17 protein-coding genes and 1 tRNA gene are annotated in these 21,019 nt (G+C 50.3%); 11 read left to right on the forward strand and 7 right to left on the reverse strand.

All coding sequences use genetic code 11. From position 1 onward, the window contains the following. Positions 1 to 84: 84 nt before the first annotated feature. The 3 genes from DC20_RS07225 to DC20_RS07235 form a co-directional block, all read right to left on the reverse strand. A complete protein-coding gene (locus tag DC20_RS07225) occupies positions 85 to 2,502 on the reverse strand; it encodes a YfhO family protein (RefSeq protein ID WP_071885568.1) in 2,418 nt (805 codons plus the stop codon). A 61-nt stretch (positions 2,503 to 2,563) separates the two neighbouring features. Then, positions 2,564 to 2,857 carry a DUF4834 family protein gene (locus tag DC20_RS07230; RefSeq protein WP_062543213.1) on the reverse strand — a complete coding sequence of 98 codons (294 nt, stop codon included), beginning with the start codon at positions 2,855 to 2,857 and terminating at the stop codon, positions 2,564 to 2,566. Then, entirely contained in the window at positions 2,857 to 3,609 is a 753-nt protein-coding gene (locus DC20_RS07235; RefSeq protein ID WP_071885399.1) for an FkbM family methyltransferase, read from the reverse strand. Before DC20_RS07235 ends, DC20_RS07230 begins: the two co-directional genes overlap by 1 nt. Positions 3,610 to 3,889: 280 nt before the next feature. Here DC20_RS07235 and DC20_RS07245 point away from each other — a divergent pair, with 280 nt between their 5' ends. Both DC20_RS07245 and DC20_RS07250 read left to right on the forward strand, forming a co-directional pair. Then, positions 3,890 to 5,155 (forward strand): acyloxyacyl hydrolase, encoded by a 1,266-nt coding sequence (locus DC20_RS07245; protein WP_062543216.1) that lies wholly within the window; start codon positions 3,890 to 3,892, stop codon positions 5,153 to 5,155. A gap of 171 nt (positions 5,156 to 5,326) precedes the next feature. Further along, positions 5,327 to 7,063: a DUF885 domain-containing protein gene (locus DC20_RS07250; RefSeq protein WP_062543217.1), complete on the forward strand. Its 1,737-nt coding sequence runs from the start codon at positions 5,327 to 5,329 to the stop codon at positions 7,061 to 7,063. Positions 7,064 to 7,092: 29 nt separating this feature from the next. On the opposite strand, the gene DC20_RS07255 is transcribed toward DC20_RS07250, so the two are convergent. Beyond that, the gene (locus tag DC20_RS07255; protein WP_071885400.1) at positions 7,093 to 7,932 is read right to left on the reverse strand and encodes an SDR family oxidoreductase; all 840 of its coding nucleotides are present in this window, start codon (positions 7,930 to 7,932) and stop codon (positions 7,093 to 7,095) included. Between the two features lie 293 nt (positions 7,933 to 8,225). Here DC20_RS07255 and DC20_RS07260 point away from each other — a divergent pair, with 293 nt between their 5' ends. Next, on the forward strand, positions 8,226 to 9,452 hold the full coding sequence (locus tag DC20_RS07260) for a serine hydrolase domain-containing protein (protein ID WP_083470260.1): 1,227 nt from the start codon (positions 8,226 to 8,228) through the stop codon (positions 9,450 to 9,452). 57 nt (positions 9,453 to 9,509) lie between these two features. Here the strand turns inward: DC20_RS07260 and DC20_RS07265 are convergent, their stop codons facing one another. Further along, complete coding sequence (locus tag DC20_RS07265; protein WP_062543218.1) at positions 9,510 to 10,550, reverse strand: LLM class flavin-dependent oxidoreductase; 1,041 nt, start codon at positions 10,548 to 10,550, stop codon at positions 9,510 to 9,512. 150 nt (positions 10,551 to 10,700) lie between these two features. Here DC20_RS07265 and DC20_RS07270 point away from each other — a divergent pair, with 150 nt between their 5' ends. Together DC20_RS07270 and DC20_RS07275 are read left to right on the forward strand one after the other, a co-directional pair. Then, positions 10,701 to 11,615 (forward strand): pirin family protein, encoded by a 915-nt coding sequence (locus tag DC20_RS07270; protein ID WP_062543219.1) that lies wholly within the window; start codon positions 10,701 to 10,703, stop codon positions 11,613 to 11,615. A 170-nt stretch (positions 11,616 to 11,785) separates the two neighbouring features. After that, on the forward strand, positions 11,786 to 12,058 hold the full coding sequence (locus DC20_RS07275) for a DUF4242 domain-containing protein (protein WP_062543220.1): 273 nt from the start codon (positions 11,786 to 11,788) through the stop codon (positions 12,056 to 12,058). Between the two features lie 333 nt (positions 12,059 to 12,391). On the opposite strand, the gene DC20_RS07280 is transcribed toward DC20_RS07275, so the two are convergent. Together DC20_RS07280 and DC20_RS07285 are read right to left on the reverse strand one after the other, a co-directional pair. Continuing rightward, a complete protein-coding gene (locus tag DC20_RS07280) occupies positions 12,392 to 13,234 on the reverse strand; it encodes a hypothetical protein (RefSeq protein WP_062543221.1) in 843 nt (280 codons plus the stop codon). 133 nt (positions 13,235 to 13,367) lie between these two features. Further along, positions 13,368 to 13,440: transfer RNA gene (locus tag DC20_RS07285), tRNA-Gly, on the reverse strand. Between the two features lie 164 nt (positions 13,441 to 13,604). On the opposite strand from DC20_RS07285, the gene DC20_RS07290 reads away from it, so the two are divergent. From DC20_RS07290 to DC20_RS07320, 6 genes are all read left to right on the forward strand, one after another. Next, positions 13,605 to 14,777: an alpha/beta hydrolase gene (locus DC20_RS07290; RefSeq protein WP_245652316.1), complete on the forward strand. Its 1,173-nt coding sequence runs from the start codon at positions 13,605 to 13,607 to the stop codon at positions 14,775 to 14,777. A 769-nt stretch (positions 14,778 to 15,546) separates the two neighbouring features. Then, positions 15,547 to 17,490, forward strand: coding sequence for an LTA synthase family protein (locus DC20_RS07300; protein WP_083470262.1), 1,944 nt, complete (start codon positions 15,547 to 15,549; stop codon positions 17,488 to 17,490). A 440-nt stretch (positions 17,491 to 17,930) separates the two neighbouring features. After that, a complete protein-coding gene (locus DC20_RS07305) occupies positions 17,931 to 18,572 on the forward strand; it encodes a DsbA family protein (protein ID WP_062543224.1) in 642 nt (213 codons plus the stop codon). A gap of 112 nt (positions 18,573 to 18,684) precedes the next feature. Next, the gene (locus DC20_RS07310) at positions 18,685 to 18,915 is read left to right on the forward strand and encodes a hypothetical protein (protein WP_062543225.1); all 231 of its coding nucleotides are present in this window, start codon (positions 18,685 to 18,687) and stop codon (positions 18,913 to 18,915) included. Positions 18,916 to 19,160: 245 nt separating this feature from the next. Then, positions 19,161 to 19,619 (forward strand): MarR family winged helix-turn-helix transcriptional regulator, encoded by a 459-nt coding sequence (locus DC20_RS07315; RefSeq protein WP_062543226.1) that lies wholly within the window; start codon positions 19,161 to 19,163, stop codon positions 19,617 to 19,619. A gap of 57 nt (positions 19,620 to 19,676) precedes the next feature. Next, positions 19,677 to 20,795: an alkene reductase gene (locus DC20_RS07320; protein ID WP_062543227.1), complete on the forward strand. Its 1,119-nt coding sequence runs from the start codon at positions 19,677 to 19,679 to the stop codon at positions 20,793 to 20,795. Positions 20,796 to 21,019 lie beyond the last annotated feature (224 nt).

Genomic DNA, 21,019 nt, shown 5'->3' on the forward strand with positions numbered 1-21,019 from the left:
TAGTCTGGCGTAAAAACAGCAGTGCCCGTTTTTGGCCTGTTTCTTCTAAAACAAACCAAAAACGGGCACTGTCACTTGTAAGAATTAAACGTCTGCAGGTCTTCTCCGAACACCGTACACCACGGCACCCACCAGACCTGCCATTAAGAGCAGCGAAGAAATAAGGGCCACGGTGTTGCCCAGGCTATACTCCTTCGGTTCAAATTTGAATTCAATGGAGTGGTTACCGGCCGGTACATACATGGCGCGCAGGATGTAGTTCACCCGGAAGTGATCAGCCGGTTTTCCATCAATATAGGCTTGCCAGCCGTCTTTGTAGTAGATCTCAGAGAACACTACCGGACCAGGACGGGCGGCGTTTGCCACATATTTGAGGTGATTCGGCTGGTACTCCACCAACGTAATGACAGAACCGGTGGTGTTGTAGGTCTGCGGCTTCACGTCAGGGAATTTAGAAACGTCTACAATGGCTTCGTGCTTGGCATCAATGCCTTTGAGGGCAGCCAGTTCTTCGTCTGGAGAATTCACGGCTCTGATTTCCTCCACATACCAGGCGTTACCCAGGTAACCAGGTATCAATTGTACCGGCTGTTGCTCCTGCCCGGTAATGGCGTATTTGGCGTTCAGCATGTTCAGAACCTGAATGTTGCCTTGTGCGATGTGCTGCTCAATGACATCCTGGTAGCGGCGTAGCTTGGCACCGTGGTACCCACCAATAGATTTGTGGAAGTACGAGGTACGGGCGTCACTAAACGGGTTAGGCACGTTGTACACACGGTAACTTAGTTGCTTGTCCTGCAGAATGGCCAAGTCAGCGGGAGTTGGCTGGAAGTACGTTTTACTATAATCCTGCTGGAAATCGTCGTTATTGAGGTAGCGCTTGTCTACGGTCCAGAGGTCTACCAGAATAAGCAAACCAATCACGGCAGTAGCCATGAACGAAGTCACTTTCCGGCTGATGTAGAGGTAGAGCGTTCCGGCAGCAAGCACAATAAAGATCAAAGAACGCAACGCATCGCCGCGGAGCATAGACTCACGGTCTTCCCTGATGGCCTGGATCGGGTACTGGTATTGAGCTAATTGCTCATCTACCGCACCAACGTAATCAAACATGCCGCTGAAAAGCACCAATAACAGACATAATCCGCCGGTGATTCCCAGTGCGGTGAATAGCTTTTTCTGCAGGTTTTCTACTGGCTGATTCTGCAACACGCGGCACAAGGCCAGAATCGCCAGCAGCACCATGGTCACCTGTGCAATCACCAAGGCCATACTCACCGCCCTGAACTTGTTGTAGCCCGGGAAGTAGTCAAACATGAAGTAGTTGAAGGCTTCAAAGTTCTTACCCCAACTCAACAAAAAAGACAGAATGGTGGCGCTCAGCAGCCAGATCCAGAGGCGGCGTGGGGTCACCAGCAAGCCCAGTACAAACAGGAAGCAGATGATAGCGCCCATGTACACCGGTCCGCCTACAAAGGATTGATCTCCCCAGTAAAACGGCATGGTGGCGTTCTGGAGCTGCGCCTCAGGCACACCGCCCTGCACTAACTGCTTGTAGGTTTCAGAGTCTTTCTCCAACGGACCCTGTGAGGCGCCGCCGTAGAAGTTAGGCACTAACAAGGTCATAGTCTCGCCCACGCCGTAGCTCCACTGGAAGGCATATTCGCGGTCTAAGCCAGAACCAATTTCAGATGCGTCTTTGCCCTGGGTCAGTTCAGAAGCTCCCCTGATGGAGTATTTGCCGTACTCAGCGGTGGTGTAAATTCGACCGAAACTCACTCCCGCAGCCAGAGCGGCACCAATAGCCAGGATCAAGGTACGCTTGAAGAAATCAGCAATGCGGCCTTCTTTCGCCCAGGTCACCAGTTCTACCAGCCCGAAGATGAGCACGATGAAGAGCAGGTAATACGTGATCTGCAAGTGGTTCATCCGGATGTGCATGGTCAACCCGAAGGCAAACAAAGCGGCACCCAGCCACAGGTTTTTACGGTATGCGTACCAGAGCCCAGCCAACACCAGCGGCAAATAAGCAATAGCCAATGATTTGGTGTTATGCCCGGCTTCCAGAATGGCGAAGTTGTACGACACAAACGCATACGCAATAGCTCCTACCGCTGCCAGCATCGGCCGCAGGCCGAAGATGACGAACATGATATAGGCACACACCAGCGTGATGAAGATGTTAGACGCTACTAGCGGTAACCCGGCAGTGAAGAGCGAGTGCACGTACTGGAACAAGTCGCCGGAGAACTGCACGCTGATGAGGTAGGCGGGCATGCCACTGAACATGGAATTGGTCCAGAGGGCTTCCTCGCCGGTTTTCTCCCGGAAGTCGGCAATCTCTTTGGCACCGCCCTGGAACTGCACCACATCGTGCTGCATGAGGCTTTTGCCGTCAAAGAAAATGGGTGAGAAATACGCTACTACCAGCAGCAGGAAAAACAGAAGCACCAACAGGTGCGGCAACACGTGGCGGTTGAAATCGATTTTAGAAGAGGCCATGGTGATTGATTGCAATAAAAAAGCCCGATGTGGAATGCATCGGGCTTGAAAGATACTTAGTTTATTTCACTTCTTCATAATCTACGTACTCGCCGCCGGGGAAGTCCTTGCGCGGACGCTTGTCATCGGGCACAAAGGCTACCTTTACCCTGTCGCCACCAGAGGAAGACTGGCTTTTGTTCTGTTGCTGGTATTGCTGGTTATAAGGCTGCTGCGGTTGGCCTTGAAAGGAGGCGTACTCCTGGGCCTTGCGCATTTGTTTCTGGACAAACGTTTTAAGAAGAAAGCGGATGATGTACGGCATAAGGTACCGCAACAAAAACATCACCGCCAGCATAATCAAAAAGAATTTCACTAGGCGTATGGGTTTGGTTTAAAGTAAAAGTCGCCGCCCTGGTACTCGTCAATCTCCTGCGGGCTACAGGCAGATAACGTCTGTTTGTCTGTTAACGTGTACACCCCGTACCCTAACCGGGTTAAGATCTCTACCACGGCACGGCGGTTTTCGGCTCCGTTCAGCTCTGTCTGGATCAACGGTTTGTGGCGTTTTATAGTTTCCTGCAGGTGAGCAAACACCTGGTGTTCATAACCTTCCACGTCGCATTTGATGAAATGAAGCTGCTCTAACTCTGCAAACAGCTCATCTGGCACGCGCATCTCTACCTGGTAGGTCTGGGCGTATTGCTCCTTCGCTGAACTCGCGATTTTGGTCATGCCGTGGTGCACCAGACCATTGCGCACGGGCGTGCCCATCTCAATGGTGGTGTTCTCTCCACCCAGGGCAAACGGCAGCAGCGTGAGGTTGTCTATTCCGCTGGCCCGCACGTTGTCTCGCCAGATACGGCCAAACAGCGGCACCGGCTCCACAGCCAGTACTTTCCCGTTCGGCCCCGCCAACCGTGACAGGAAAGTGGAATAGTAGCCCAGGTTTGCCCCAATGTCTATGCACGTAGACCCCGGACGGATGATTTTGCGCAGGAAGAACAGCTCTGGATACTTTTCACGGCCCCGGCCCGAGCCTACCATGATGATGTACATCCGGCTGACCAGACGCAGATAGCTCTCAAACCCGAGCGCCTTGACCAATAATTTACGGAGAAGTTTCACGCGGTAAAGTTCTGTAATCTGAGGAGAGAAAACAAAAGAGATCGTTTTAGAGGTGTTTTGGGGAAAGCAGAAGTAAAACGGGGAAAAGAGATACTTCCCAAAGGAAAGACTTTAGATGACACATCGAAGAACTTAGAATCCGATCCACTGAAGCAGACGGCTGCCATTATTCTATTTCCAGAGAAATTAACCCAAATTGAGATAAAGAGATCACTGCCTTTCTTCAAAAAAGACTTTGGCAGTTTCTTCAACCTGAAAAGTGCGTAGTAAGGTTATAAGCATGTTTTCAACTGCCACTCCGGTTGCAACTAAGCATTACGCTATGTTCCTGCTGCTATTTGCCTTTTTTCTGTTCTGGATTTGCTTGAGAGTGGGCAAGTGCCGCCGGTTTTTTGCAAGGCATGCATCGGCATGGGGATGGCTTGGCGCAATTATCTTTGCGGCAGGCGCTACCCCCAACGCTTTTGCCCAGGCAGATTCTGCCGCAGCAGCAATGCCTGCCATGAAGCAGGAAAAACCGCTTTTCTCCGTTGGCATCGGGGTGCAGCATGGCTTCATTTTCGCGCATTCTGTGGATGTACAGAACACTAAGGGCGCCCGTCCAACCGGCATTGAAAGCGTACTCAGCTGGCAGCGCAATGACTCCGCCACTTTTTCTCTCTGCAACTGCTACCCAGGCCAGGGCCTGCTGCTGTCCTATTACGATTACGACGTGGGGGTATTGGGTAAGAGCGGCACCACCGCTTATTTCCTGGAACCCACCTACCGACTTGGCGACCGGGTACTTCTCTCCTTTAAAGGCGCAGCAGGACTCTCCTACCTCACCAATCCTTATGATAGCATCGACAACCCGGGCAACCAATCATATAGTACCCGCGTGAGCGCCTATTTGCTGGTGGGTGTAGGTGCCTGGGTGCGGCTAGCGGAGCGGTGGTGGCTGAACCCGAGTGTCAATTATCAGCACATTTCTAATGGAGGTTTGCGCCAACCCAACAAAGGCATCAACTGGCCCACGGCTGGCGTGGCGGTCAGCTACCAACCCAACTCCCGCCCGTGGTATTCCGGTACGCGAACCACCGAAAAATACTGGCGAAACTACGCTACCCGCTACGATGTTGCTTTGCTGGGCAACATACGCCGGGGCTCTGATGGGGCCGGTAACCGCAAAAGGTACCCGATGGGCGGGCTGGCGCTGCAGGCTGGCCGTCAGGTGGGCCGCCTGAGTATGCTCACGCTGGGAGTTGAAGCCTACCATGACAAGGAGCTTCAAGCCAGAATGCGAAGAGAAGGCCTTACTGCAAGTCCAGTGAAAGCGGGGCTGCTGCTGGGGCACGAGTTTTTGCTAGGCCGGTTTCTGTTCAGCCAACGCTTGGGCGCGTACGTCTTTGACCAAACGCCTTACTACGACCGCCTCTTCCACCGCTGGGGCTTGCAGTACCGCGTAAATCGCCACTTCAGCGCGGGCTTTCAGTTGCTGGCCCACCGGCAGACAGCAGAGTTTGTAGACTTCCGGCTGGCTTATACTTTTCAGAAGCAATATGAATAGGATTCTCCAAGGCAATGTTCCCGAATCTGGAGAGAGAACATAGGGAAGCGTTTTAGAAGCGATTTGAGGAAATTAGTTCAGGAAAAGTATTTTTAAAATTATATATCTTTTATCTTAAATTACATTACAACAAGACTTTCCTCTTTAAACTGCTCCTTTAACCCATTCAATATGAAAGCATTTGTATCTCTGATACTGGTATACCTGTTTCTGCTCCCGGGTTATGTTTCTGCGCAACAGAAGGCGGTTCATCCGGAAATTGCAACCGTGTTGGAGGCCATCAAGGATTTCGAGAAACGAGAAAGGGCAGCGGATAGCAGCAGGGGTTTTGTGCTGGGCTCACACACGGAGCCTGCGTATCAAAGGAAGTACACTTTCTATAAAAAGGCGAACGACCAAGTAAAGGCCATCAACAAAAACGCGCTCTCCTTTGGCGACCAGATTAATCTTGAGTTATTGCAGCACCGGCTCCTGGACGAACTAGCCAACTATCAGTTTAAATCGTATCTCAACCCCATTCTTTCAGACGAGGGCTTTCACACCAGGCTTGTCTACCGGACCAGGGCAATCCTGAAAACAAAAAAAGAGGCCGAGAACTACCTTACGTTGCTGAGGGATATTCCAAGGTATGTGGAGGAACACCTCCAGCTCATGCGCAAAGGACTGGCCGCTGGCATTAGTCAACCCAAAATTATCCTGAAAGGCTACGAAAACACCTACACCCAACACCTGGTAGATTCGGTAGAAAAATCTGTTTTCTGGCAGCCGTTTGCGGTCAAACCTACCGGTATTCCAGAACCAGACTGGCAGCGCTTACAAAATACAGCCAGGCAAGTGATCAAACAAGAGGTCATCGGCAGTTTTCAGAAGATCAAAACCTTCTTTGACCAGGAATACCTTCCCAAAACCCGCACCACGTTGGGCGCGTCTCATTTCCCACAGGGGAAAGCGTTCTATGAAGACAGGGTTCGTCACTATACCACCACCTCGCTAACGTCAGAAGAAGTTTACCAGATCGGCTTGCAGGAAGTGGCCCGTCTCCAGGCCGAGATGCACAAGGTGATGCAACAGGTAAACTTCAAAGGAAGCTTTCAGGAGTTTGTCACCTTTCTCAGAATTGATCCCAAGTTCTATCCTAAGACAGAACTGGAGTTATTGAAAGAAGCCTCTTACATCGCTAAAAAGATTGACGGCAAACTGCCTTCCCTTTTCGGCAAACTACCCCGGCAGCCGTATTCTGTGGCTCCCGTTCCTGCTTATCTGGCGCCCACGTATACCACGGGCCGGTACTCAGGAAGCACCAAAGAGTACTATGTGAACACCTATACCTTGCCCAGCAGAAGCCTCTATACTTTAGAAGCCCTCACATTGCATGAGGCGGTGCCAGGCCATCACTTACAGATCAGTTTAAACCAGGAGCTGGATCATCTGCCCGCCTTCAGGAGGAATCTGTACATCAATGCTTTTGGGGAAGGCTGGGGTTTGTACAGTGAATACTTGGGCCAAGAAATGGGCTTGTACCAAGACCCCTACAGCTTATTTGGTCGGCTTACCTATGATATGTGGCGCGCCTGCCGCCTAGTAATTGATGTGGGGCTCCATACCAAAAACTGGACCCGGGAACAGGCCGTGGCCTATTTAGCAGACCACACCGCCCTTTCCCTACATGAAGTAAACACTGAAGTGAACCGGTACATTTCCTGGCCCGGTCAGGCACTGGCTTATAAAATTGGGGAACTGAAGATCATTGAAATGCGAAGGAAAGCGGAAGCTGCCTTGAAAGAGGATTTTGATGTACGGGCCTTTCATGACATGGTGCTCTCCAACGGAAGCGTCACCTTAGCCATTCTGGAAAAAATGACCCACCGTTTCATTCAAGACCAACTGAAGAAAAAGAAAGGCTCTTGAGCTGACAAGCAGCAAGTAGCCATTAACCTCTAAGACTTTCTCCCTTTTACAAGACCCAGCTTTCTCAGCTTCTGTAGAGGGTGCTTCCGGATTAAATAGGAAAAGAGCCCAGGGAAGAGCCGCTTCACCCAGACACTGGCTATCTCAGAGCCGCCAATCAGGACTTCGTTTTTACCTTTCGCTACCGCCTGGAGAATGCCGTGGGCGCAGGCTTCCGGGGAGATGCCGCTGGAGATAGATTCCTGCATTTTCCCGTACGCGGAGCCGTCTCCTTTCAGGGCCTTGACTGAGATATTGGTTTTCACCAAGCCAGGTATTACTATGGTGATCTTGACCTCATCGGTTTCCTGTTCTGCCCTTAGTGAGTCAAAGAATCCGTGCAAAGCATGTTTGGAGGCGGCATAAGCTCCAAGTTGCGGAATCCCATATTTACCGGACAAACTGCTGGTGACTACAAAGTGGCCCGCTCCTCTCGCTTTCATTAAAGGCAGCAAGGTTTTGGTGAGCACCACCGCACTGAAGAAGTTGACATCCATGACCTTTTTGATCAGCTCAACCTCTGTATTAATGATCCGGTCCCTTACCGCGAAGCCGGCATTTAGAAAAACGTAGTCTATTCCATGATGGAGCCTCCAAGCCTGCGCAGCAATAGAAGGCAGTGAATCGGTTTCTGCCATATCCGCGGTTAGGATGGTAACCTGATCTGGGTTGGTGCAGCTGGCTTTTACCACTTCCAGGTTTTCTACGCTTCGGGCCGAAAGAATTAGAATGGCTCCTAACCTACTCAACTCAAGGGCAAGAGCAGCTCCAATGCCGCTGGAAGCACCAGTAATCCAAACCACTTTCGCATTGAAGCCTTGTACCTGCATCTTAGTTTGAGTTAGTTATGCGTTGAACTTAGTATGGCGTGAAGGATTGGAAACGTTGATGAACAGGACCTTTTTCGTTTAAGGTCCAGAATTCAAAAAAGAAGCTAAAAACAGAAAGCCTACCAAGTCGGTGCTCTTTGAAAATGTTAAAAGCTTTTCCCTTTCTGTAGATGAACGGAAGAGAAGTTAAACATTTCTTCTATTTGCTTTAAATAAGTTTTTCAGATTTTACTCTAAAAACAGAACCTGACAGCTTATCTTTAGAATTGGTTTCCTATGTTGTCGTTTGAAGTATGGCCTTTCTCAGAGAACAATATCTGCTCCTCAGATGCGTAACCGCATCTATTTTCTGTCTATTCCTGCTTGGCTGCAAGGAATCAGGGAAAAAGACTACCCTGTGGGGGAAGGACGAGGACAGCACGCAGAAGATTGCTGTTCCGGCATCGTTCACGGCAGACAGCATCCAGAAACTGAATCGCCAATTGGATTCAGTGTTCAAGCACTTTCATAAACGGCGTGGTTTTAACGGTACGGTGCTGGTGACCAAATATGACCAAGTGGTTTACAAGGGTGCCTTTGGGATGGCCGATTTTTACAAGAAAGATTCGCTTACCGTAGAAACTGCCTTCCAGTTAGCGTCGGTGTCTAAGCAATTCACGGCCATGGCCATCATGATGCTGAAAGAAGAGGGCAAACTCACCTATGAAGACAGTTTGCAGCAGTATTTCCCCAACTTCCCGTACAAAGGCATCACCATCAGGCAACTGCTCACCCACCAGTCGGGCTTGTCTAACTACACCTATTTCAGTGACAAACTCTGGCCAGACCGCAACAAAGCCCTTACCAACCAGGATGTGGTAAATTTGATGGTTACCCATCAGCCTAAACCTTACTTCAAGCCTAATACGCGCTTTGACTACAGCAACACCGGCTACAGTTTGCTGGCCTCCATTGTAGAACAGGTTTCAGAAATGCCTTTCGCCAATTTCCTGCGGGAGCGCATCTTTGACCCGCTGGAGATGACCCACACCTTCACCTACAGCCCAGATTTACTTACGCTCACCGGCAAAGTAGCTACGGGCCACACCCGTTTCCGGCAGAAAAGAACGACTGACTATTTAGACACGGTGCTGGGCGACAAAGGCGTGTACTCTACAGTGGAAGACCTTTACAAATGGGACCAGGCACTGTACACGCAGAAACTGGTCACCCACGAAACCCTGCATGAAGCCTTCACCGGCACCCGTCACGACAAGAAGCAGAAAGAAGACTACGGTTTTGGCTGGCGCATCCGGCCGCTGGAGAACGGGGATACGGCGGTGTACCATGGCGGCTTATGGCACGGGTATTCTACTTATCTCTTGCGTAACCCCAAAGAGCATAGTGCCCTCATTATTCTGAGCAACCTGCCAAACGGGAGCTTCAGCTACCTGCAGGAAATACGCAAGTTCTTGTACCCTGCCCACCCAGACAGTGCCACTGCGGAGCATAAAAAGGTGGTGGCCAGCGCCAGCAGATAAGGGTATTTAACTTAAGCTAATAAGATTACTTATATAGGGGAGAAGGTATAGCAAGTTCTATGCCTTCTCCCCTATTGCTTTCTTCACCGCCGGAGCCACTACCATGCCCAGCAACTCGATGGCGTGCATGACCTGGGCGTGCGGCATAGTCCCCACGCTGATGTGCAGCAGGAAACGGGTATTGCCAAACAGCTCATGCTCCCACAAGATTTTGTCTATGACCTGTTGCGGACTGCCTACCAACAAAGAGCCTTCGGGGCCGCGCATAAAATCGTATTGCTCGCGGCTCATGCCAGACCAGCCGCGTTCCTGCCCTATCTTGCCCATGAGGTAAGCATAAGGTCCATAGAACTCATTAGCCGCTTTTTGAGAATCATCGGCTATGTAGCCGTGTGAGTTAATGGCGAGTTGTAGCTTTTCTATGTGATGGCCAGACTGCAGGTAGGTTTTTTTATACAGGTCCGTAAACGGCACAAACCGCTCTGGCATGCCCCCAATAATGGCCAGGGCCAAAGGCAAACCATGTTGTGCCGCCCGTATCACAGACGCGGGGGTGCCACCCACTGCTACCCAAATGGGCAACTCCGCCTGGTGTGGTCTGGGGTACACGCCTAAATCATCAATAGCCGCACGATGCTTTCCAGACCAGGTGACCTTTTCGCTTTTATTTAACTTAATGAGCAGTTCCAGCTTTTCAGAGAACAGCTCATTGTAGTCGTTCAGGTCCTGCCCGAACAGCGGAAAAGATTCAATAAAAGAACCCCGGCCCGCCATGATCTCGGCCCTACCTTCTGAGAGCAAATCCACATGCGCAAAATCCTGGAACACCCGCACCGGATCATCTGAACTCAGCACCGTCACGGCACTGGAGAGTTTGATGTTCTTGGTTTTCACGGCTGCGGCGGCCAGCACTACCGCTGGCGAGGAGACTATGAAATCGGGCCGGTGGTGCTCGCCAATGGAGAACACATCCAGCCCTACCTGGTCGGCGAGCTCAATTTCTTCCATCAGGTTGCGCATCCGCTCATGCGGAGGAAGCACTTTCCCGGTGGCCGGGTCTGGGGTATTTTCTACGAAGGTGGTGATGCCTATTTCCATAATCTAATGTTACTACATCTGTTTAGAACGACAAAAGCGCGAAGGGGTTGAACAAGCTGGTATTTTCTGGACGCCACCTATTTTGCGGCAGTCCTCTTTGTATCCTTTTGTTTTCCAGCTATATTCATGAAAACACTTCTAAAACAGGGTATGTTAGACATTGTCATAGAAGCCCGGAAAGCCTCATTGGCGCCCGGAATGGACGTACGCCGAATCCTCCCATTCCGCCAGCGCCGGATGGTGGGTCCCTTTATCTTCATGGACCATGCGGGCCCGGTAGATGTGCAACCGCCCTTGGTAACCAATATGGACGTATTGCCCCATCCGCACATTGGCTTGTCTACCGTCAGCTACTTGTTTGGCGGACAGGTCATGCACCGTGACAGCTTGGGCGTGGAGCAGATCATCCGCCCCGGCGAAGTGAACTGGATGACGGCTGGCAGTGGCATTGCACATTCTGAGCGGTTTGAAGACCCGGCGGCATTGGCCGGCGGAAACCTGGAGATGATCCAGACGTGGGTGGCCCTTCCCGAAAAAGACGAGGAAGCAGCCCCAGCCTTTGACAATTACAAACCCGAACAATTACCCATCTTTACCGAGGCCGGCGTGTGGATGCGCCTGATTGCCGGGGATGCGTATGGCCTGAGAAATGGCGTTAAAACACATTCACCTCTTTTCTACCTGCACGTAGTGCTGGAGCAGGGAGCCCGTTTCGGGTTGCCCAAAGAACATTCTGAACGGGGCATTTACGTGGTCAAAGGAAGCGTGGAGGTCTCCGGCCGCACCTACACCATCGGGCAGATGCTGGTTTTCAGCAAAGGCGTAGATCCTATCATACTGGCCAAAGAACCTTCCACCCTGATGATGCTGGGCGGCGAACCGCTGGGTGAACGGTTTATCTGGTGGAATTTTGTTTCCAGCAGGAAAGAGCGCATTGAACAAGCCAAAGCTGATTGGAAAGAAGGACGAATTCTCTTGCCCCCTACCGATAACCACGAGTTTGTGCCCTTACCCGAAGACAAGTCTAGGCCGGCTGGTAGCCCTTCGCCGCAGGCACTTTCTTAATTTAGAACTTCCCCCGCAGGCAAATGCCTGAGCCTGAAGCCACCCCAGAGATCTACCAACGATCAACTCATGAATCTGACTCTAGAAACCAGGTGGAGACCAGAAGCCACATCTAAACGGGGCGATTCCGAAAAGCCAGACGAGTAGGTTTACCTCAAACAGTTAAAGTCATGCCCAAGTATTTGATTGAACGGGAAGTTCCCGGTGCCGGTCAACTAACTGCCGAGCAACTAAAAGGCATTTCACAAACCTCTTGTAATGTATTGTCTCAAATGGGCCCTCAGATCCAGTGGCAGCAAAGCTATGTGGCTGGAGACAAGATCTACTGCGTGTACATTGCACCCAATGAAGAAACGATCAGAGAGCATGCCACCAAAGGCGGGTTTCCGGCAAACTCTGTAAAGGAGGTCCCTTTCATTATTGCCCCCACTACTGCAGAGTAAAGCTGAGGGCTTTTACAAAAGCACCCCAAAACCCGTTTTATTTAAGCGCTTTTATAGAAGCGACAGATTACGTCTGTCTGTGTTTACTTTGTTCATCGCTCTTAAGTAACAGTTTACATAAGCTGGAATGAGCACCAGGCAAAAACCTTTCCTGGTAAATGAAGTGCTTTCCAGCTGCTAGCGTTTGTTGATCATTGTTTCAAAAGTTAGCCATATACACCCCTAAAAAAGAAAATCCCCTCTGGATCAGTGTTTGACACTAACCCAGAGGGGCTTAAATCTGAGACACTGCTTTTAGAGTTAATTTCTAAAAAGCGCCTTAAAATAAGAATCTTATCTGTCCGCTTTTCCCTGGCCTAACCCAATCTGTACCCCTATAGAAGGCACAATGGTGATACCGGAGAAGTCTACCTGCTCTTGCTTCAGGAGCTCATAACTTCCGTATTTTTGATAGTACATAGACAAGGCAGGCAACAGGTAAATGCGCTTGGCTCCAATCTTGGCGTTCACGAACAGGCCGTATGAAGGGAAGCTTTCTTTTCTGGTGATGCCTTCTATCTGCACCGCTCTTCCGCCGCCCACTTTCTCGTAAAGTCTGCCGGGTACCAATCCGTATTCTACAAAGGTGTGGTTGTAAGCCACTCCAAAAGAGATGTTCCCAAACTCTTCATCTACCCCAAAAGACCGGCTGAACACCAGAGGCACCAGCACATCTCTCCGGGAGGCTTTGAACGCCAATATAGGGGAGAGTTTTCCCAGGAAGAGTTTGTCCAGGACATCTGAATTCTGTCCGGCATACTGCATGCCTATGCTGCCGTACCACCTTTCGGTACTGCTCTTGGCTGCTCCAGCCATAGGACCCATGAACTGGTACATGGCATCCAGCACGTGCACTCCTGAGGCATATTTATATCCCACGTCTACCCGGGGCAACACTCCGTAGCGCACATAAAAATCAAAGTTGGGACCTACCGGGTCTAGAGTATAGGCAATGGCAGCTTTGGTGGCAGATTTCACCAGCCCATCATAATAAACCGAGTCACGGTTTGCGAGGGCCACAATGGCATCTTCGCCTACGTCTTTTAGCTGGGAGATAGGCTCAGAGGCAATGTTACCGCCGAAATTGGCTCCCACTTTAAACTCCCCATGCGGGGTTACCCGGCCAGACTGGATCACCGATCGCGGCGCTGTACAGCTTGCGAGAAAAACCAAGAATGAAAATGCCAGCAATTGCCAATGGCAGGGAAAATTCAAAAAGCTACACGCACCCATCGTAAAGAATCAGAGGTAAAATAAAAGATTGTTTTAGAGCGAGAAACGGGATTCGAACCCGCGGTCCTCAACTTGGGAAGCTGATGCTCTACCAACTGAGCTACTCTCGCGAAGTCGCCTCCCAAAGATAGGCGGTTTTCCTTTAGGCACAAGGCTTCTCTCCTCCAGGTCCAAGGGCAATGTTCTTCTCTTTCCAGCATCTCTCATCCGTATTTCCACCATCTCCGTATGCTACATACCGCAGGCCTCCCCTGCCTACACAAACATCAAAACTATGAAAAAGAGATTGCTATCAATTGGCCGCCAAGGCGGATTAGCCCTCGCAGCGGCATGTTGCTTTTGGATCAGCTCTTGTGAAAGCAAGCGCCCCATGGGAACTGAGTCCGTCAGCCGCGAAGGAGCCGCAGACACAACCGCTACCACCACGGCCGACTCCGCTGAAATTGTGGAAGCCGGCCTGACGCCTACCGGTCCTAAACCTGTCTGGGCCGATGAGATCACCGGCCCTATGCAAGCCATCACGGACAAACTGGCCAGCTACAACGCCAAACCTATTCCGCAGTTAACCGCCAAAGAAGCCCGTCAGAACCCTACCCCCACCACTGCGGTGATGGACCTGATGAAGGAAAACAACATCCCTATGCCTGCTTCTAAAGTAGACACGGTGGGCAAGAAAATTCCGGTGACCGGCGGACAAATCCACGCCCGGGTGTATACCCCTAAAACAGGCAAAGCTTCTTACCCCGTGATTGTGTATTACCACGGCGGTGGCTGGGTTATTGCTGACCTGGATACGTATGACGCCTCGGCCAGAGGTTTGGCCGAGCAGACAGATGCTGTTGTGATTTCAGTGGCCTACCGTCAGGCCCCGGAAAACAAATTCCCTACGGCCCACAACGATTCCTTTGCGGCTTATAAGTGGGCCCTGCAAAATGCCGCGTCAATTAAAGGTGATCCGAAAAGAATAGCCTTAGTGGGCGAAAGCGCCGGAGGTAACCTGGCCGCGGCCGTGAGCATGATGGCCCGCGACCAGAAAGTACAGATGCCGTTGCACCAAGTGCTGGTGTACCCTATTGCCGGCTATGCTACCAACACGGAGTCTTACCAGAAGTATGCCGCGGCCAAACCCTTGGACAAGCCTTTGATGGAGTGGTTCTTTAAACAATATCTTCGTTCTCCGGCCGATGGCAAGAACCCGTGGATTAACCTGGTGGGTGCTGATTTGAAAAACCTGCCTCCTACTACTATCATCAACGCCCAGTTAGATCCGCTGCAGACCGAAGGAGAGCAGTTAGCTGAAAAGCTGGAAACCGCGGGCGTGGATGTAGACCACAAATTGTATAAAGGAGTTACCCACGAGTTTTTCGGGATGGCTACTGTGTTGAGTGAGGCGAAGGAAGCGCAGAAATTAGCAGTAAGGAATTTGAAGTCTGCTTTTGGAATGTAATCTTGTTTTAACCTAGTTTTTGAAAAGCAGCCTTGGAACAGTGTTAGTGTTTCAAGGCTGCTTTTATGTTTTAGTTTGGGTTATTGCTTTGATGTGATTCTTGGAGTTGCTGGTGTTCTCACTAATAACCATTACAAGTTTGCCTTTGATGCTTTCTGCTGTTTCCTTGGGGTAGCTGCTGTTTGCGTGGGTTTATGAACCGTGTTGTTGCATCTTATCTGATAAGCGCTCACGGCCGCGGGGCCCCGCCTTCCGCCCTCGCGCTGTGAGTTCCGCTGCCTTCGGCTAAAGCCTCGGCTGCCGGGCTCTGCCCGCCACCGCAGACCTCTAGGCGCTCAGACGAAAGGCTGGAAACGGATATGCGTGGGTTTGCTCCCCTGGAAAGACATGGCTAAAGTTTTTAAATAGACAGCATAGTTCATTTATCCATTCATAAAAATATGGTTCAAGTTTGCGACTTGGACCTACCATGGCTGCAGTTTGCAACTGCAGTGAGGCGTAAGCCTCAAACTACTCTAGCTGATACTCCCCCTTTGAAGGGGGCGGGGGCGAAGGGGGGTGTTTACACATGCAGATTCATTGAGGCTTGTAGGGTCATAGTTTTCAACTTGGACCTACCATAACCTGAAGTTTGAAAATTCCGTGAGACACCAGCCTCGGAAAGTGTGTTTGTTGCTGGTCATTCAGGCTATCTGCTTTAATTATACAACAGTACATTTCACTACGCACTCCATGATTATTCCTTAATTTTGTGGTTCTTTTTTAGAACATGATGAAATCTTTTCAGCCGAGGGCATTGCGGCGGAGTGTGCATATAGCCATGCTGTTGGCGTTGGGTGTAGCCATGTTGCTGTATACCGTTTGCCGGCTTCTCTTTTACTTTTTTAACCAAGGCTTCTTTACCCAGACGTCTTCCTCTGATCTGCTGTTCCTCATGTGGGGCGGACTGAAGTTTGACCTGGCGGCTATTATTTATATCAACCTGCTTTTTATGGCGCTCATGCTGGTGCCGTTCCGGTTCCGGCATCACCCGGTGTACCAGAAGGTAGTGAAGTGGGTGTTTCTGGTCTTCAACGGTTTGGGACTGGCGTTGAACTGCATTGACCTTATTTATTACCGCTTCACGCTACGCCGTACAACCGGCAGTGTGGTGCGGGAGTTTGCCAATGAAGATTGGGGCGGCTTTGCCTCCAGTTTTCTGGTTGATTTCTGGTATGTGGCTCTGATTTGGATAGGCTTAGTGGTAGTGATGGCTTGGCTGTACAACCGCATTAAGTTAGAGAAAGCCCCTGTCTACAACCCTTGGTTCTATTACCCATGGCATACCGTGGTGCTGGTGCTGACCGTTGGGTTGAGCATTGTGGCCATGCGGGGTGGTTTCCGGCACAGTACGCGCCCTATCACGCTCAGCAATGCCGGTGAGTATGTAGAGCGTCCGCAGGAAATGTACATCGTGCTTAACACGCCTTTCTCTATCATTAGAACCATCAATAAGACTAACTACAAAAAAGTAGAATACTTTCCTGAGCAGCAGGTGGCTAACCTGTACTCTCCCATTCACCAGCCTGTAGACTCTGTTACCTTTCAGAAGAAGAATGTGGTGGTGATTGTGCTGGAGAGTTTCGGGAAAGAGGCGGTAGGTGGTTACAACCAACACCTGGAGAACGGCACCTATACCGGGTTCACCCCTTTTCTGGATTCACTCATGGGGCAAAGCAAAGTGTACTGGAACTCCTTCGCCAACGGCCGGAAATCCATTGATGCGTTGCCTTCGGTGCTCACCAGTATCCCCAGCATTCAGGAGCCGTTTGTATTGACGCAGTACGTAAGCAACAACCTGCCCAGCCTTCCTCGCACCCTGAACGAGAAAGGTTATCATACTTCCTTCTTCCATGGGGCGCCCAACGGTTCCATGGGCTTTGACGCGTTCATGAACCTGATTGGCGTGCAGGAATACTACGGCATGACTGAATATGGCAATCCCGAGGACTTTGACGGCATGTGGGGCATCTGGGACGAGGAGTTCCTGCAGTTCATGGCCGGCAAGCTCAACACTTTTCAGGAACCTTTCATGAGCGCCGTGTTCACCATCTCTTCGCATCACCCATACAAAGTGCCGGAGCGCTACCAGGGTAAATTCAAGAAAGGGCCTTATGAGATTTTCGAGTGCATTGGCTACTCAGACATGGCCCTGCGGAAGTTCTTCCAGAAAGCAAGCCAGGCACCGTGGTTCAACAACACCCTCTTCGTGATCACCGCCGACCACTCGGCCACCCACACCTATTACCCCGAGTACCAGACTGCCTGGGGAAACTTTGCGGTGCCTATCCTCTTCTACGCTCCCGGTGACCCTACCTTCAGGGGCGTGGACCGGGAACGCGTGGTGCAGCAATTAGACATCATGCCCACGGTGCTGGGTTACCTGGGCTACGACCAGCCGTATTTCTCCTTCGGCAAGAACATGCTCAATCTGCAGGAAGGAAACTTCGCCATCAGTTACCAGGGCGCTTACCAATGGACCGAGGGTGATTACTTCCTGCAGTTTGACGGCACCAACACGTTGGGGCTGTTCAACTACAAAGAAGACAAGTTCCTGAAGCAAAACCTCAAGGACAAGGAACCGCTCATCAGGGTAGCCATGGAAAATAAGTTAAAGGCCTTCATTCAACAATACAACAACCGCATGCTGGAAAATCGTCTTACGGCGAAGTAATTGTTGATTGCTTATTGTCAGAATTCCCTTTAGGAGCCGTTTTCTAGAAAACGGCTCCTAAAGGGAATTCCTTTTATGTACCTCATACCAACTTTTCCAAGAGAAAGGATTGGCACGTATTCAGTCCCCCTTTGAAGGGGGTAGGGGGATGACAATAGCGTTGGCTGCTTTTAAAAAAGTGGCTACTTGGCAAAAGACAAAAATTTAAGTTGTATCAGAATACTTTATCTGCACGAGTAATCATCCCCTCCCCCCTTCAAAGGGAGAGACTACGTATCTCAATCTTCTTATCCGAGGTTTACCTGCAGAAACCAGCCCATGATGCGATGCCGGCTTTTCCTTCTCTACCTTTGCCTCACCTATTTTGAACTGGTTCCCTGAAATCACCTCTAAAACGCTTCCTCCTTCCAGCGTTTTAGAAAACTTTAGACTTTGAACTCATGACCGACAATAAACCAACCCTCTTCTATATTTCAGATGCCCTCTGCGGCTGGTGCTACGCTATGGGTCCGCAGATTGAAAAGTTGCACGATGCTTACGCCGATAAATTTCACCTTGAGGTACTGAGTGGCGGCATGATCCTGGGTGAGCGTGTCGGCCCCATCGGGAACATGGCCAGCTACATCAAACAGGCCATGCCTCGGCTCAATGAGATCACCGGCGTAAAAATGGGCGAGCCGTATTTCAAGGATGTCCTGGACAAAGGCACCTACCTCTCCAACTCAGAACCACCTGCCATTGTGCTGAGCATATTGAAAGAACTGCACCCAAGCCAGCAGGTGAAATACGCCAAAGGCATTCAGGATCTGCAATTTAAGGAAGGCAAAGACTTCAACCAGCTAGAGACGTATTTGCCTTTGGTGCAAGAAGCAGGCCTTACCGAAGAGCAGTTCCGGGAGCGTTTCGCAGATGAAAAATACCGCCTGATGGCCCAGCAGGAGTTTGCGCAGGTGCAGGCCTGGGGCATACAGGGCTTTCCATCTATGGTGGCACAAAATGAGGATAAGCTATATCTGGTCACCAGAGGCTATGCCAAGTTTGAGGACTTAACCTCAGCTCTGGATCAGGTACTGGCTCAGTAAAGGGGCCGCTTGTTCTTTTCACAACGGGCATTTTGAAACTGGGCATTCGCTTTTTTAACAGCTTCTCTGGATTTTTCGTACAGTAGAACTAAAACCGTACGTACCTACTGCTATGGAAAAGGAAACCCTACAACCAAGCCGCTCCTTCTGGAGAACAGGACTTTTTGCCGCTACTGCCAGCCTGTTTCTTCTTGGCGCCTGCGAAGCGAAACAGCCAGCAGACCAGGAAGCAAAAGACCGGGATGAGGCCACCGACATCACAGAAGATGCAGACCCAGACAGCACCGTTGAGTCTCCAGCCACTACCGGTTACCTAGCCCCAACTGGGCCCAACAAGGTGTAGGCTGATATACCAGGTTACTCCCGCAACACTAGCAAAAAGAGAAAGAACAACGCCTTCATCCGGAGCTTAAAATAGCTATTTAGAGGCTTTTTCAATAAATATAAGCTTAAAACCCAGGCATAGTCAGCTACTTGTTTTCTGACTTAAAAGCTTGGTGTTTTTAAGTCTTTTTGAAACTTTACTAATACAATAGTTGTATATACAATAGAGCGACGTACATTTGCTCAAACAACGGCTGAAAGCCTATGAAATTAGAGGACGAATTGAAGCAGAAGACATTTGGCAGCCCTTACCGCCGCATGGTGGTGAACGTTATGTTCACGGGTAATTGGCTGCAAAAAGAGTTTTCCTGTCAGTTGAAGCAGTATGGGTTGTCGTTGCAGCAGAATAACGTGTTGGGCATTTTGCGTGGGCAATATCCTAATCCGGCTACGCTAGGCTTGGTTCAGGAACGTATGCTGGACCGTGATTCTAATGCTACCCGCTTGGTAGACAAATTACTGGAGAAAGGCTTGGTGACGCGTTGCCAGTGCCCAGATAATCGCCGTAAGGTAGATATTGTTATCACCGAAAAAGGCCTGGAGCTGCTGAAACAAACAGACGCCATTATGCAGAACCTGGAAGAGAAGTATAGCCAGATCAGCCCGGATGAAGCCGTGTTGATTGGCGAACTAATGGACAAACTCAGAGAAAAAGAGCAGTAATATTTTTTTAACCATATAGTTGTATATACAACTTATGTTTTAACAACAAAATAAAAGATGAGTCAAATAGAAAATCAACCGCTGTTACAATCTTACCAGAAAGGTGCTTTACAACTGAATAACCGTCTGGTGATGGCCCCTATGACCCGCAGCCGGTCCAACAACCCTGAGACTGCTCCTACCGAGCTGAACGCAGAGTACTATGCCCAACGTGCCAGTGCCGGTTTGATCATCTCAGAAGGAACACCGATAAGTCCGCAAGGAGTTGGCTATACCAACATCCCCGGCATTTACTCTGCCGCGCAGGTAGAAGGCTGGAAAAAGGTGACCAATGCTGTGCACGAGAAAGGCGGCAAAATCTATGCGCAGTTGTGGCACGTGGGCCGTATGTCGCATCCAGATTTCCACAACGGTGCCTTACCAGTGGCTCCATCAGCTATTAACCCCAATGACCAGGCATTCACGGCCGAAGGTTTCAAACCAACCGTAACGCCGCGCGCCTTAGAAATAGAGGAAATCAAAGGCATTGTGGAAGACTTCAAGAAAGCTGCTGCCAATGCGGTAGAGGCTGGGTTTGACGGCGTGGAGATTCACTCTTCCAATGGTTACCTGTTCCATCAATTCTTCAGCCGCTGCTCTAACCAGCGCACCGATGAATACGGCGGAACCATTGAAAACCGCGCCCGCTTCTTCTTTGAAGTGTTGGATGCTGTGAAAGAAATCATTGACCTGAGCCGCGTGGGTGTTCGTTTGAACCCTTCCATGCACGAGCAATTCGGCATTACGGTAGACGAGCAAACCGCTCCAACGTTTGAGTACATCGTGCAACGTTTGAACAACTACAACCTGGCCTACCTGCACCTAACCGAAGCTTCTCCAAAAGTAGCCGAGTTGCCATACGCCATCAAAGAGATCGCAAAGCATTTCCGTCCGTTGTACCATGGCACGTTGATCATCAATGGCGGCTTTACGCAGGAAACTGGGAACAAAGTATTAGAAGACGGCTTAGCGGATCTGGTTGCCTATGGCAGACCCTTTATCGCGAACCCAGACCTGGTAGAGCGTTTCGCTGAGAATGCAGAGCTGAACGCCCCAGACTACAACACCTTCTACAGCAACACCGGCGAAGTAGGCTACACCGACTATCCTACCCTGGCCGAAGTTTCTGCTGCGTAATCATTAAGAATAACACAACTGCATATATAGAAAAGGGCCGCACGCATTGTGCGGCTTTTTTCATTTTAGGGGTGTTTTGCAGAAGGCAAGCTAAAAATGGAATCTGCTCCAATCTTATCTATGCCGTGAAATAGTTTTTCTGTCGTATTCGCAAGTCTAGCAATTCAGGAATGCTTACGGACACGAGCTGTAAGCTCGCGCCAGCAAAAGAAAGAATGCTTTAG

Source organism: Rufibacter tibetensis (assembly GCF_001310085.1).
Lineage (GTDB): Bacteria > Bacteroidota > Bacteroidia > Cytophagales > Hymenobacteraceae > Nibribacter > Nibribacter tibetensis.

Excerpts from the sequence above, each read along its gene's own strand:
- DC20_RS07300 (WP_083470262.1), top strand. The coding sequence starts at position 15,547 with ATGATGAAATCTTTTCAGCCGAGGGCATTGCGGCGGAGTGTGCATATA.
- DC20_RS07315 (WP_062543226.1), top strand. The coding sequence starts at position 19,161 with ATGAAATTAGAGGACGAATTGAAGCAGAAGACATTTGGCAGCCCTTAC.
- DC20_RS07225 (WP_071885568.1), bottom strand. The coding sequence starts at position 2,502 with ATGGCCTCTTCTAAAATCGATTTCAACCGCCACGTGTTGCCGCACCTG.
- DC20_RS07265 (WP_062543218.1), bottom strand. The coding sequence starts at position 10,550 with ATGGAAATAGGCATCACCACCTTCGTAGAAAATACCCCAGACCCGGCC.
- DC20_RS07260 (WP_083470260.1), top strand. The coding sequence starts at position 8,226 with ATGGCCTTTCTCAGAGAACAATATCTGCTCCTCAGATGCGTAACCGCA.
- DC20_RS07290 (WP_245652316.1), top strand. The coding sequence starts at position 13,605 with ATGAAAAAGAGATTGCTATCAATTGGCCGCCAAGGCGGATTAGCCCTC.
- DC20_RS07250 (WP_062543217.1), top strand. The coding sequence starts at position 5,327 with ATGAAAGCATTTGTATCTCTGATACTGGTATACCTGTTTCTGCTCCCG.
- DC20_RS07275 (WP_062543220.1), top strand. The coding sequence starts at position 11,786 with ATGCCCAAGTATTTGATTGAACGGGAAGTTCCCGGTGCCGGTCAACTA.
- DC20_RS07255 (WP_071885400.1), bottom strand. The coding sequence starts at position 7,932 with ATGCAGGTACAAGGCTTCAATGCGAAAGTGGTTTGGATTACTGGTGCT.
- DC20_RS07245 (WP_062543216.1), top strand. The coding sequence starts at position 3,890 with ATGTTTTCAACTGCCACTCCGGTTGCAACTAAGCATTACGCTATGTTC.
- DC20_RS07320 (WP_062543227.1), top strand. The coding sequence starts at position 19,677 with ATGAGTCAAATAGAAAATCAACCGCTGTTACAATCTTACCAGAAAGGT.
- DC20_RS07270 (WP_062543219.1), top strand. The coding sequence starts at position 10,701 with ATGTTAGACATTGTCATAGAAGCCCGGAAAGCCTCATTGGCGCCCGGA.
- DC20_RS07310 (WP_062543225.1), top strand. The coding sequence starts at position 18,685 with ATGGAAAAGGAAACCCTACAACCAAGCCGCTCCTTCTGGAGAACAGGA.
- DC20_RS07305 (WP_062543224.1), top strand. The coding sequence starts at position 17,931 with ATGACCGACAATAAACCAACCCTCTTCTATATTTCAGATGCCCTCTGC.